8 protein-coding genes and 1 pseudogene are annotated in these 12,755 nt (G+C 67.7%); 7 read left to right on the top strand and 2 right to left on the bottom strand.

Annotated elements, in window-relative coordinates; translation table 11 throughout:
- Positions 1 to 256 precede the first annotated feature (256 nt).
- A complete protein-coding gene (locus tag ASC94_RS33235; protein ID WP_200955693.1) occupies positions 257 to 433 on the bottom strand; it encodes a hypothetical protein in 177 nt (58 codons plus the stop codon).
- A gap of 155 nt (positions 434 to 588) precedes the next feature.
- Here ASC94_RS33235 and ASC94_RS14575 point away from each other — a divergent pair, with 155 nt between their 5' ends.
- The 7 genes and pseudogenes from ASC94_RS14575 (at position 589) to ASC94_RS33715 (ending at position 10,546) form a co-directional block, all read left to right on the top strand.
- Positions 589 to 1,101, top strand: coding sequence for a (2Fe-2S)-binding protein (locus ASC94_RS14575; RefSeq protein ID WP_056395981.1), 513 nt, complete (start codon positions 589 to 591; stop codon positions 1,099 to 1,101).
- Positions 1,089 to 2,144, top strand: coding sequence for a xanthine dehydrogenase family protein subunit M (locus tag ASC94_RS14570; RefSeq protein ID WP_056395978.1), 1,056 nt, complete (start codon positions 1,089 to 1,091; stop codon positions 2,142 to 2,144). Before ASC94_RS14575 ends, ASC94_RS14570 begins: the two co-directional genes overlap by 13 nt.
- The gene (locus ASC94_RS14565; protein WP_056395975.1) at positions 2,137 to 4,449 is read left to right on the top strand and encodes a xanthine dehydrogenase family protein molybdopterin-binding subunit; all 2,313 of its coding nucleotides are present in this window, start codon (positions 2,137 to 2,139) and stop codon (positions 4,447 to 4,449) included. Before ASC94_RS14570 ends, ASC94_RS14565 begins: the two co-directional genes overlap by 8 nt.
- Before the next feature lie 224 nt (positions 4,450 to 4,673).
- Entirely contained in the window at positions 4,674 to 7,568 is a 2,895-nt protein-coding gene (ppc, locus tag ASC94_RS14560) for a phosphoenolpyruvate carboxylase (RefSeq protein ID WP_056395972.1), read from the top strand.
- Positions 7,569 to 7,617: 49 nt separating this feature from the next.
- Positions 7,618 to 9,093, top strand: coding sequence for a pyruvate kinase (gene pyk / locus ASC94_RS14555; RefSeq protein WP_229417273.1), 1,476 nt, complete (start codon positions 7,618 to 7,620; stop codon positions 9,091 to 9,093).
- 71 nt (positions 9,094 to 9,164) lie between these two features.
- Positions 9,165 to 10,400, top strand: a pseudogene (gene eno, locus ASC94_RS14550) (phosphopyruvate hydratase); the annotation flags it as partial.
- 35 nt (positions 10,401 to 10,435) lie between these two features.
- Positions 10,436 to 10,546: a hypothetical protein gene (locus ASC94_RS33715; RefSeq protein ID WP_373888119.1), complete on the top strand. Its 111-nt coding sequence runs from the start codon at positions 10,436 to 10,438 to the stop codon at positions 10,544 to 10,546.
- Here ASC94_RS33715 and ASC94_RS14545 read toward each other — a convergent pair.
- A complete protein-coding gene (locus ASC94_RS14545; protein WP_056395966.1) occupies positions 10,543 to 12,714 on the bottom strand; it encodes a hypothetical protein in 2,172 nt (723 codons plus the stop codon). The genes ASC94_RS33715 and ASC94_RS14545 overlap by 4 nt on opposite strands.
- Positions 12,715 to 12,755 lie beyond the last annotated feature (41 nt).

Below are 12,755 nucleotides of genomic sequence, written 5' to 3'. Positions count from 1 at the left end.
CAGGAACTTGCCTGTGACAGCCTGCGACAGCGGTCTATGCCGGCAGCCTGCCCCAGCGCCGCTTGCGGCGCAAGGCGCCGCCGGAACGCCGGCGCGGCATGTGCTGCGCTGGGACCGCGCCGGCAGCGGAAACGGCCAGGCGGCGGCGGATGTGCTGCGCCCGCCGCGTCTTCCGCCCGCGCCGAGCCTGGCGCGTCTGTCGCGCCTGTCGCGCCTCAAGGCAGCGCGCTGCAGCCACGCAGGCGCTGCGCGCACCTTAGAACGCCTGCGCGGCCTGCGCCGCGGAGATGCGGCCCTTGACTTCGTTGCGGTACTTGGCCCTGGCGGCGGCTTTCTTCACCGCTTCCATCTCGATATTCGAGCGCTTGATGCGCGCCTTTTCTTCCTTGCTGCGCTGCTGGGCTACGTCTTTGTTGCCGATACGGTTGGTCATCTTGCTCTCCTCTGGTTGTGGTTGACCGTGCCAGCATGCCGCAGCGCGCGCTAGCCATCCGTACGCTCACGCACATCCGCGCCTATGTGAGTTAGCGCACGGCTGGCGGTGATTCGCTGGGCTAAGGTTGGTGCTCACCGTCGCCGGAGGTCCGCATGGAAGATCCACAACGCTATCCCGTGACGCTGCAGGTCAATGGCAGCGGGCACCGCATCGAGGTCGAGGCCTGGGTGACATTGCTGGACCTGCTGCGCGAGCGCCTGCAGCTGACCGGCACCAAGAAAGGCTGCGACCACGGCCAATGCGGCGCCTGCACCGTGCTGGTGGACGGCAGGCGGATCAACTCCTGCCTCACGCTGGCGGTGATGCAGGACGGCCGCAGCATCACCACCATCGAAGGCCTGGCGCAGGGGGATACGCTGCATCCGCTGCAGCAGGCTTTCATCCGGCACGACGCCTTCCAGTGCGGCTATTGCACACCGGGGCAGATCTGTTCCGCCGCCGGCCTGCTGGCCGAGGGGCAGGCCAGGACCGTGGCCGACGTGCGCGAACTTATGAGCGGCAACATCTGCCGCTGTGGCGCCTATCCCCAGATAACCGAGGCGGTGCGCCAGGTGGCGCGCATTGCGCCCGACCCGCAGGAGGAGGCGCCGCCATGCGGCCGCTGACCTTTGTCCGGCCGCAGGCGCTGGCGGACGCGCTGGCCGCGCTGGCGCAGCCGGCCGGTGAACTGGACGACACGCGCTGCATCGCCGGCGGCACCAACCTGATCGACCTGATGAAGGAGCGGGTGATGAATCCGTCCCGGCTGGTGGACGTGAACGCGCTGCCGCTGGCTGCCATCGAGGCGGCGCCGGGCGGCGGCCTGCTGCTGGGCGCCCTGGCGCGCAACGCCGACACCGCCTACCACCCGCTGGTGCGCGAAGGCTACCCGCTGCTGACGGCCGCCATCCTGGGCGGCGCCTCGCCGCAAATCCGCAACATGGCCAGCAATGGCGGCAACCTGCTGCAGCGCACCCGCTGCGTTTACTTCTACGACACGGCCGTGCCTTGCAACAAGCGCGCGCCGGGCAGCGGCTGCGCCGCCATCGGCGGCATCACCAAGCAGCACGCAATCCTCGGCGCCAGCGAGCATTGCATCGCCACCCATCCGTCCGACATGTGCGTGGCGCTGGCCGCGCTGGACGCGGTGGTGCACGTGCAGTCGGTGGCGGGCAGCCGCGAGATCGCCATTGCGGACTTCCACCGCCTGCCGGGCACGCAGCCGCACCTGGACAACACACTGGCGCACGGCGAGCTCATTACCGCCATCGCGCTGCCGCCCGCGCCGCGCTTCGCGCCGCACAGCGCCTACCTGAAGCTGCGCGAGCGCAGTTCCTACGCCTTCGCTCTGGTGTCGGTGGCGGCTGCGCTGGACATCGGTTTCAGCGGCGCCATCCGGGGTGCGCGCATCGCCCTGGGCGGCGTGGCGCACAAACCCTGGCGCATGCCGGAGGCCGAAGCCGCGCTGGAGGGCGGCAAGCCCGGCGCGGAGGCCTTCGGCCGCGCCGCCGACATCCTGCTGGCCGGCGCCGTGGGCCAGGGCGGCAACAACTTCAAGATACCGATGGCGCGCAACGCCATCGTGCGCGCGCTGGAAATGGCGGCCAGGGGCACGCCGCCGCCGTCTCCTCCCGCGCCGTTCAACCCCACGGAGCGCCGCGATGACTGACCTGATTCCGGAGCTGAAGTCTCCCGTCGCCGAAGCCGGCACCGGCTGCGTGCGCACCGGCATGGCGGTGGAGCGCATCGACGGCCGCGCCAAGGTTACCGGCGCGGCGCAGTACGCGGCCGAACACGAAGCGCCGGACCTGGCGCACGGTGTGGTGGTGGGCAGCAGCATTGCCTGCGGCCGCATCGCCAGCCTGGATGCGCGCGCGGCGCTGGCCGCCCCCGGCGTGCTCGGCGTGATCAGCCATTTGAACCGGCCCAGGCTGCGCTCCTTCGACCTGTTTTACAAGGACATGACGGCGCCGGCCGGCTCGCCTTTCCGGCCGCTGTACGACGACCAGGTGCATTCCAGCGGCCAGCCGGTGGCGCTGGTGGTGGCGGAAACCTTCGAGCAGGCGCGCTACGCGGCGGGACTGCTGGATATCGTGTACGAGCAAAAAGAGCACCAGACCGACCTGCGCCGGCACCAGGAGCGGGCCAGGGAGCCGAGCCACCTGAAAGCCGGCTACGTGCCGCCGCCGGACGAGAAGGGCCACGCGCTGCAAGCCTGGGAAGCGGCGCCGGTGCGCATCGACAGCACATTCCACAGCGGGGTGGAGCACCACAACCCGATGGAGCTGTTTGCTTCCACCGTGGTCCGTTCCGCCGACGGCCACCTGACCATTTACGACAAGACGCAAAGCTCGCAGAACAGCCGCTGGTACGTGTCGCACGTGTTCGGCCTGGGCAAGGACAAGGTCACCGTGCGCAACGCCTACGTGGGCGGCGCCTTCGGCTCGGGCCTGCGCCCGCAGTACCAGCTGCCGCTGGCGGTGATGGCCGCGCTGCAGCTGAAACGCTCGGTGCGCGTGACGCTCACGCGCCAGCAGATGTTCACCTTCGGCCATCGGCCCGAAACGCTGCAGCGGGTGCGCCTGGCCGCGCGCGCGGACGGCACGCTGCAGTCCATCATCCACGAAGCGGTGGCCGAGACATCGCGCAGCGAGGACTACGTGGAGGTGGTGGTCAACTGGTCTGGCCAGCTGTACGCCTGCGACAACATCAAGCTGGCCTACAAGCTGGTGCCGCTGGACCAGTTCACGCCGCTGGACATGCGCGCGCCCGGCGCGGCGCACGGCGTGCACGCACTGGAGATCGCCATGGACGAGCTGTCCTATGCGCTCGGCATGGATCCGCTGGCGCTGCGCCTGAAGAACTACGCCGACCTCACCCCGGCCGACGGCAAGCCATACTCCAGCAAGCAGCTGCGCGAATGCTACCAGCAGGGCGCGCAGCTGTTCGGCTGGGCACGCCGGCCGCAGGCGCCGCGCGCCATGCGCGCCGGGCGCGAACTCGTGGGCTGGGGCATGGCCACCGGCATGTGGGACGCCTTGCAGTTGTTCGCCCGCGCCAGCGCGGTGCTGCACGCGGACGGCCGCCTGGTGGTGAGCAGCGCCGCCACCGACATCGGCACCGGCACCTACACCGCCATGGCCATGATCGCGGCCGAGGCGCTGGGCCTGCCGCTGGAGCGGGTGATCTTCCAGCTGGGCGACTCCACTTTGCCGGTGGCGCCCATCGAAGGCGGATCCTCGCACGTGGCCACGGTCGGCTCGGCGGTGGCGGGCGTGTGCGAAAAGCTGCAGAAGCAGCTGCTCAAGCTGGCGCACCGGCTGCCCGATTCGCCCTTCGCCGGCAAGCGCATGGCGGACGTGGAATTTGTCGAGGGCTGCCTGCGCCTGCGCGCGCAGCCGGCGGCCTCGGTGCAGACTTCGGTGCAGACTTCGGTGCCGCTGACTGCGCTGCTGGCCGCATCCGGCATGCAGCGCATGGAGGAAAAGTACCTGATGCTGCCGCAGATGCTCAAGCAGCGCAAATACACGCGCGCCGTGCATTCGGCCGTGTTCTGCGAAGTGCGGGTGGACGAGGAGCTGGGCACCGTGCGCGTGACGCGGGTGGTGAGCGCGGTTGCGGCCGGGCGCATCATCAATGCCCGCACGGCGGCCAGCCAGGTGTCCGGCGGGGTGGTGTGGGGCATCAGCCAGGCGCTGCACGAGGAAAGCAGCATGGACCACCGTTACGGCCGTTTCATGAACCATAACTTCGCCGAGTACCATGTGGCGGTGAACGCCGACATCCACGACATCCAGGTGGTCTTCGTGGAGGAGGACGACCGCATCGTCAGCCGCATCGGCGCCAAGGGCGTGGGCGAAATCGGCATCGTGGGGGTGGCGGCCGCTGTCAGCAACGCCATCTTCCACGCCACCGGGCGCCGCCTGCGCACCACGCCCATGACCCCGGACAAGGTGCTGTTGGGCGATTCCTGAGGGCACCACACCCTGCGCCGGCCTGCCGCAGCGTGTGGTGCCATTCCAAATCCATATACAAATCGGCAAAGAATTCAGTTGCCGACCCTGGGTTTTTTGTCACATAATGTAGTAAATTTACGATATATCAGCTATCTGGCACAGCGTATTGTGTCTGCGCGCCAGTTTTGCTGTAATTCTGATTCTAAACTGAAAAATTACTACATACTGGTGAGGCGGGAGAGATGGACGGTTCAAAGTCGGTGGAGTTCAAGGACGAGTTACTGGGGCGCGACATCCGCCAACTGGGCCGCATGCTGGGCGACACGATACGCGCGCAGCACGGGGATGAGGCATTCAACCGCATCGAGAACGTGCGCCAGCTGGCGATCCGTTTCCGGCGCGAGCAGGACGCCGGCGCGCAGGCGCAGCTGGAAGACGCGCTGCACGCGCTGTCGCCGGATGAAACCAGCCAGCTGATACGCGCGTTCGGCTATTTCTCGCTGCTGTCCAATATCGCGGAAGACCAGCACCACAGCCGCCGCAGCCGCGCGCACTTGCTGGCCGGTTCCGCGCCGCGCGCGGGCAGCCTGGCCAAGGCGGTGCAGAACGTGGTCGGCGCCGGGCGCACCGACGCTTTCGGCGACTTCTTCGCCGAAGCCCATATCAGCCCGGTGTTCACCGCGCACCCGACCGAGGTGCAGCGCAAGAGCACCCTGAACTGCCAGATGGCGATCGCCCGCGAGCTCGATGAGCGCGACCGCGTGCAGATGACGCCGGAGGAGCAGGAACAGAACGACGAAGCGCTGGCGCGCGGCATCCACACCCTGTGGCAGACCCGCCTGCTGCGCACGGCCAAGCTGTCCGTGCTGGACGAGGTCGAGAACGGCCTGTCCTTCTTCGACCGCACCATCCTGACCGGTTTGCCGCAGCTGTACAGCACCCTGCAGGACATGCTGGCCAAGCTGGATGCGCGCTGGGCCGGCGAGGAACTGCCGACCTTCATGAAAGTGGGCAGCTGGATCGGGGGGGACCGCGACGGCAACCCCTTCGTCACCGCCAGCGTGCTGCGCGCTACCCTGGCGCGCCAGGCCGACGTGGCGCTGGAGCACTACCTGGCCGAGCTGCACAAGCTGGCTTCCCAGTTGTCGCTGGCGCAGACCATGACCGGCTGCTCCGAGCAGCTGCGCCAGCTGGCCGACGCTTCGCCCGACCATTCGCCGCACCGCGTGGACGAGCCGTACCGCCGCGCCATCTACGGCATCCATAACCGCCTGGCCGCCAACCGCGAACAGCTGACGGCCGCCGCTGCGGCAACGCGCGCCGCCGCCACCGGCCCTGCCGCCACTGCGGGTGCGGCGGCAGGGCAGGGCGCCGCCGCGCGCTCGCGCGCCGCTGTCGCCACCATCTGGCCGGCCGCCGCAGCGGCGGGCTACGCGCCGTCCGCCCCGGGTGCCGGCGCACAGCCTTACTTGTCAGCGCAGGAGCTGCTGGCGGACCTGGAAACCGTGCATGAATCGCTGGTGGCCCATGGTTCGGCCGTGCTGGCCCGTGGCCGCCTGCGCCAGCTGCGCCGCGCGGTGAAGGTGTTCGGCTTCTCGCTGGCGCCGATCGACCTGCGCCAGAACTCGGACGTGCACGAGCGTGTGGTGGCCGAAATCCTGGCCAGCGCGCGTCCCGGCGTGGACTACGCCGCGCTGTCGGAATCGGAACGCTGCAAGCTGCTGCTGGAAGAGCTGCATACCCCGCGCCTGCTGATTTCCCCTTACACCACGTATTCTGAAGAGACCAGCGGCGAGCTGGCCATCTTCCGCGCCGTGGGCGACGCGCACCGCGCCTACGGCGCCGAATCCATCACCAACTACATCATCTCCAAGGCCGACAGCGTGTCCGACCTGCTGGAAGTGGCGCTGCTGCTGAAGGAGCACGGCCTGCTGCGCGCCGGTTCCGTGACCGATGAATCCTGGATGGCGGTGAACATCATCCCGCTGTTCGAAACCATTGGCGACCTGCAGGCCGGCCCGGACATCATGGACCGTGCCTTCCGCCTGCCACTGTACATGGACCTGCTGCGCTCGCGCGGCAGCCTGCACGAGGTCATGCTGGGCTACTCGGACTCCAACAAGGACGGTGGCTTCCTCACCTCCGGCTGGGAACTGTACAAGGCCGAGATCGAGCTGGTGGAAGTGTTCAAGCGCCACGGCGTGAAGATGCGCCTGTTCCATGGCCGGGGCGGTTCCGTCGGCCGCGGCGGCGGCCCGAGCTACGAAGCCATCCTGGCGCAGCCGCAGGGCGCGGTACAGGGCCGCATCCGCCTGACCGAGCAGGGCGAAGTCATCACCGCCAAGTACGCCAATCCCGAAGTGGGCCGCCGCAACCTGGAAGTGATGGTGGCCGCCACCATGGAAGCGACCATGCTGCCGCCGCGCGGCATCGAGCCGGACGCCGCGCAGCTGGCCGCCATGCAGGCGCTGTCGGACGAAGCCATGCGCAGCTACCGCTCGCTGGTGTACGAGACCGAAGGCTTCGAGACCTATTTCTGGGAATCGACCGTGATCTCGGAAATCGCGGCGCTGAACATCGGCAGCCGTCCCGCCTCGCGCAAGAAGTCCACCTCCATCGAGGACCTGCGCGCCATTCCCTGGGTGCTGAGCTGGGCCCAGTGCCGCGTGATGCTGCCGGGCTGGTTCGGCTTCGGTTCGGCGGTGCAGAAGTTCCTGGCACAGAACAAGGACGGCCTGGCGCTGCTGCAGCAGATGTACCGCGACTGGCCGTTCTTTAACACGCTGCTGTCGAACATGGACATGGTGCTGGCCAAGAGCGATATCGCCATCGCCAGCCGCTACGCCACCCTGGTGAGCGACACCACGCTGCGCGACACCATTTTCGGCCGCATCCGCGCCGAGCATGAGCGCACCATCGCCGCGCTGAAGGAAATCACCGGCCAGGCCGAGCTGCAGGACGCCAACCCGCTGCTGCAACGCTCGATCCGCAACCGCTTCCCTTACATCGACCCGCTGAACCACCTGCAGGTGGAGCTGCTGCGCCGCTTCCGCGATGGCGATTCGGACGCCGCCACCCGCGAGGGCATCCACCTGTCGATCAACGGCATTGCCGCCGGCCTGAGGAACAGCGGCTAAGCAGGCTGCCTGCTGCGGTCATTCCAACCCATAACACGAAAGAGACAACGTGCCACATACTCCAGCAAACATCACCTGCCGCGCCACCAAGATCGTCGCGACCATCGGCCCGGCTTCGAACGATATCGACACCCTGATCCGCATGTTCAAGGCCGGCGTGGACGTCGTGCGCCTGAACTTCTCGCACGGCAAGGCGCAGGACCACGTCGACCGCGCCCGCATGGTGCGCGAAGCCGCCGCCCACTGCGGCCGCGAAGTGGCCATCATGGCCGACCTGCAGGGCCCCAAGATCCGCGTCGGTAAATTCGAGGAAGGCAAGATCCAGCTGGAGAACGGCGCACGCTTCATCCTCGACGCGAAGTGGGGCGAGAACGGCGAACTGGGCAACCAGGAGCGCGTGGGCCTGGACTACAAGGACCTGCCGCGCGACCTGCGCCCGCAGGACGTGCTGCTGCTGAACGACGGCCTGATCGTGCTGGTGGTGGACCGCATTTCGGGCAGCGAAATCTACACCACCGTGAAAATCGGCGGCGAGCTGTCCAACAACAAGGGCATCAACCGCCAGGGCGGCGGCCTGACCGCGCCGGCGCTGACGGCCAAGGACATGGAAGACATCAAGACCGCCATGAGCTTCCAGGCGGACTACATTGCCGTGTCCTTCCCCAAGAACGCCACCGACATGGTGATGGCGCGCCAGCTGGCCAATATCGCCGGCGAGCCGTTCCAGCACAAGCCTTTCATGATCGCCAAGATCGAGCGCGCGGAAGCGATTCCGGCGCTGCAGGAGATCCTGGACGCGTCGGACGGCATCATGGTGGCGCGTGGCGACCTGGCCGTGGAAGTGGGCAACGCCGCCGTGCCGGCGCTGCAAAAGCGCATGATCAAGATGGCGCGTGCTTCCAACAAGCTGGCCATCACCGCCACCCAGATGATGGAATCGATGATCGTAAACGCCGTGCCGACCCGCGCCGAAGTGTCGGACGTGGCCAACGCGGTGCTGGATGGCACCGACGCGGTGATGACCTCGGCCGAAACGGCATCCGGCAAATATCCGGTTGAAACCGTGGAAGCGATGGCGGCGATCTGCCTGGACGCCGAGAAGTGGAATCCGTCCAACCCGGACGTGGACCTGATCAACACCACCTTCAGCCGCATCGACCAGTCCATCGCCTACGGCGCGCTGTTTACCGCGCACCACCTGCGCGTGAAGGCCATTGCGGCGCTCACCGAGTCCGGTTCCACCTGCCTGTGGATGAGCCGTAACAATATCGATATTCCGATTATCGCGCTCACGCCGAGCGTGGCCACGCAGCGCAAGCTGGCGCTATACCGCAACGTGCAGGCGCTGGAACTGAAGCAGACGCGCGACCGCGAAGTGGTGCTGCGCTCGGTGGAGGAATTGCTGGTGGCGCGCGGCATCGCGGCGCGCGGCGATACCGTGGTGCTGACCTGGGGCGAGCCTATGGGGCTGGTGGGCGGCACCAATGCACTCAAGATCATGAAGCTGGGCGCACCTGCGCATTGATCGGCGGGTTACGGCGCGGTGCGCCTGACCCGCCCTACGGACTGTACGTATCACCTTTTCTGGGAGTTGGAATGACTGCAATTGTTGACGTTATTGCGCGCGAGATCATCGATTCGCGCGGCAATCCCACCGTTGAATGCGACGTGCTGCTGGAGTCCGGCGTCACCGGCCGTGCGGCTGTGCCGTCGGGCGCGTCCACCGGCTCGCGCGAGGCCATCGAGCTGCGCGACGGCGATCCGAAGCGCTACTTCGGCAAGGGCGTGCTGCAGGCCTGCGAGAACATCAATACCGAGATCGCCGAAGCCATCATCGGCCTGGACGCCAACGAGCAGGCTTTCATCGACCGTACCCTGATCGACCTCGATGGCACCGAGAACAAGTCGCGCCTGGGCGCCAACGCCACCCTGGCCGTGTCCATGGCCGTGGCCAAGGCGGCGGCCGAGGAAGCTGGCCTGCCGCTGTACCGCTACTTCGGCGGCTCGGGCGGCATGGAAATGCCGGTGCCGATGATGAACGTGATTAACGGCGGCGCGCACGCCGACAACAACCTGGACATCCAGGAGTTCATGATCATCCCGGTGGGTGCACCGTCGTTCAAGGAAGCCATCCGCTACGGCGCCGAGGTGTTCCACACGCTGAAGAAGATCCTGCACAAGCAGGGCCTGACCACGGCCGTGGGCGATGAAGGCGGCTTTGCGCCGTCGGTGTCTTCGCACGAAGAGGCGATCAAGCTGATCATCCAGGCCATCGAGGAAGCGGGCTACAAGCCGGGCGAGCAGATCGCGCTGGGCCTGGACTGCGCAGCAAGCGAATTCCACAAGAACGGCAAGTACGAACTGGAAGGCGAGGGCCTGAGCCTGAGCGCGGCCGAGTTCACCAGCCTGCTGGCGTCCTGGTGCGACAAGTACCCCATCGTGTCGATCGAGGACGCCATGGCCGAAGGCGACTGGGAAGGCTGGGCCATCCTGACCGAAGCGCTGGGCAAGCGCGTGCAGCTGGTGGGCGACGACCTGTTCGTCACCAACACCAAGATCCTGAAGGAGGGCATCCAGAAGGGCATCGCCAACTCCATCCTGATCAAGATCAACCAGATCGGCACCCTGACCGAGACCTTCGCCGCGATTGAAATGGCCAAGCGCGCCGGCTACACCGCCGTGATCTCGCACCGTTCGGGCGAAACCGAAGACTCGACCATCGCCGACATCGCGGTGGGCACCAACGCGCTGCAGATCAAGACCGGTTCCATGTCCCGTTCGGACCGCATGGCCAAGTACAACCAGCTGCTGCGCATCGAGGAAGACCTGGGCNGGGCACCAACGCGCTGCAGATCAAGACCGGTTCCATGTCCCGTTCGGACCGCATGGCCAAGTACAACCAGCTGCTGCGCATCGAGGAAGACCTGGGCGGCACCGCCACCTATCCGGGCCGCGGCGCGTTCTACAACCTGCGTTAATTTGCCGGCGCGGGCGGGGCGATGTAGCTCCGCATCCGCTGCCATTGCTCGCGGAAGGCCAGGTAGGCCTTCTGCGACGCGTCAGGGCCGTCCGCGCCCAGCTTTTTCTCCATGATCCGCCTGCTGCCGGCGTTCAGGAACCAGCTCATCGGCGGTTCCTTCTCGCCTTCCACTTTGGGATAGCGCAGCTCCACCACGCGCCGTGCGCTGCAGCCGCCCAGGATGCGGATGGCTTCCGCCTCGGCCGCGTGCGCACGCGCGTTGCGGCTCTTGTACAGGGCCAGCGGCGGGATCGTCACTTCCGCCAGCACCGGCGTTTTCGCGGCGGCGGGGCAAGCGCTCGACGCGTCGGCCTGTCTGGCGGCATCGTCGGTGGCGTCGTGCTTGCAGATGTTGTCCTTGTCGCCCTTGCACAGCCACTCGTGCTCCCACACCGGATCGTTCTCGATGACGATGACGACGATGCGGTCCTCCGCCTTGAGCAGGCCGGGCTCGGCGCGCAGCCGGTTGAGGATGGCGTTGATGGTGGCCACGCCCGAGTTTTCGAAGTAGCCGCCGTCCACCAGGTAGTCCCACTCCGCCTTGGGGCTGCGCGTGTAGACCAGCCCACCCGGGCTGATGTAGGGGAAGCGCGCGCTGTTGTGGACCGCGCCGGCCAGCGTGAGGCGGCTGGTGTCGAGCCGCTTGTCGAGCAGGTCGTAGGCTTCGGGCGGCAGGAAGTCCAGGTTGGACTGCACCACGCGCTTGCCGTCGCTGACGGAGGCCGCGTTCAGGATCAGGTGGGGCAGGCCGTCCTGGCCGTCCTTCAGCGAGGGCAGCTTGCGCTGGAACCAGTCGTGCGCGGGGTCGTCCGGCATCAGGCGGCGCCAGTCCTCGGCCCAGCTTTCCTCCAGCCCGCGCGACCGGTCGCAGGCGGTGCAGGGCAGCACGGAGAAGCGCGCCAGCGCGTCGGGATACAGCATGTAGCCGATGGCGGGGGCCAGGAAGTCCTGGCCCAGGAAGTCCAGCATGGCGCGCGGCAGCGGCCCGTCCCGGCGGCCGGGCTGGCTGGCCAGCGCGCCGGCGAAGGCCGCCAGCCCCAGGCTGCCGCCGGACACGCCGCTCATGGCGTAGATGTTGGGCGCGAAGCTGCGCCCGCTGGCGCGCGCGAAGTTCTCCAGTTCCCACAGTACCAGGCCGGTCCAGTAGGCCGCGCGCGATGCGCCGCCGGCCGACGCCACCAGGTAGACCGGCTGGCCCGGGCGCGCCGCGTCGTGCTTCGCTTTCCATGCGCGGAAATCGGGGATCAGCTGGTCCGGCGAGCTGCGCTCGGCGCTTGGCGCGGGTGCCGCTGCCTGCGCCACCAGGTGGTTTTCGTTGTTGAAGGATGCGCCCAGGGCCAGCAGGAAGGGCAGCAAGGTGAGCGCCGGCCAGCCCCGGCTCTTGGGGATGTACATCAGCGCGATGCTGCCGAACAGGGTCCAGCCGGCCAGCGCGGCCAGCAGCAGGGCCGGCGAGCCGATGGCGCGCGCGGCGTCGGCCTTGCCCAGCAGGACGGACAGCAGCAGCAGCCAGGAGACGGCCACCATGGCCGCCATCAGCACCACCGGCAGGGCGCCCAGCTTGTCGAAGCGCGGGTAAGCCCAGCCGGGCCGGTGCTCCCAGCCGGACACGCCGAACAGCCGCTTGCGCAGCACCACGAAAGCCAGGAAGGCGCAGGACAGGATGGCCAGCGGCAGCCAGTACAGCCTGGCCTGGAGGCTGGCGCCGGCGCCGGTATCGACGCCGATGCCGGAACCGGTGCCGGGGGGATTGAAGGCGAAGTACAGCGTCATCGGCACGCAGCTCATCAGGCCCAGCACGCGCGGCAGCCAGCACACCAGTGCGGCCGCGAAGCGCGGGCTCACGCAGTTGCCGATGTCGTCCAGCGGGAAGCGCTTGCCCAGCATGATGCGCGAGCAGTACCAGGCCGCGAAGGCCCAGTAGGCCAGGGCCATCAGGAAATACCAGTAGGGGCCGTCGTACAGGAAGGCGCCGCTGTCGAAGCTTTGCACCGCTTCCAGCGTTTCGCGCGCCTGGGGCAGCCGCAGCAGGATGGCGTTGCCCAGCCCTACCGTGAGCAGGGGGAAGAAGCACAGCGACAATGCGCGGCGCGCAAATGCCGTGCGGGTGACGCGCTTTGCAGCCATGCCAACCTCCACGAGAGCTTGCACTGAGAAGTGCCGTCTAC

Origin of the sequence: Massilia sp. Root418, from assembly GCF_001425265.1 — a bacterium.
In the GTDB taxonomy this organism is placed as follows: domain Bacteria; phylum Pseudomonadota; class Gammaproteobacteria; order Burkholderiales; family Burkholderiaceae_D; genus Rugamonas.
The sequence above is the reverse complement of the archived record's forward strand: the minus strand, read 5'-3'. Positions and strand labels throughout refer to the sequence as shown.

Bases quoted from the DNA above. Each gene is read 5' to 3' on its own strand.
- ASC94_RS33235 (WP_200955693.1), bottom strand. From the start codon at position 433: ATGACCAACCGTATCGGCAACAAAGACGTAGCCCAGCAGCGCAGCAAG.
- ASC94_RS14575 (WP_056395981.1), top strand. From the start codon at position 589: ATGGAAGATCCACAACGCTATCCCGTGACGCTGCAGGTCAATGGCAGC.
- ASC94_RS14570 (WP_056395978.1), top strand. From the start codon at position 1,089: ATGCGGCCGCTGACCTTTGTCCGGCCGCAGGCGCTGGCGGACGCGCTG.
- ASC94_RS14565 (WP_056395975.1), top strand. From the start codon at position 2,137: ATGACTGACCTGATTCCGGAGCTGAAGTCTCCCGTCGCCGAAGCCGGC.
- ppc (WP_056395972.1), top strand. From the start codon at position 4,674: ATGGACGGTTCAAAGTCGGTGGAGTTCAAGGACGAGTTACTGGGGCGC.
- ASC94_RS33715 (WP_373888119.1), top strand. From the start codon at position 10,436: ATGTCCCGTTCGGACCGCATGGCCAAGTACAACCAGCTGCTGCGCATC.
- ASC94_RS14545 (WP_056395966.1), bottom strand. From the start codon at position 12,714: ATGGCTGCAAAGCGCGTCACCCGCACGGCATTTGCGCGCCGCGCATTG.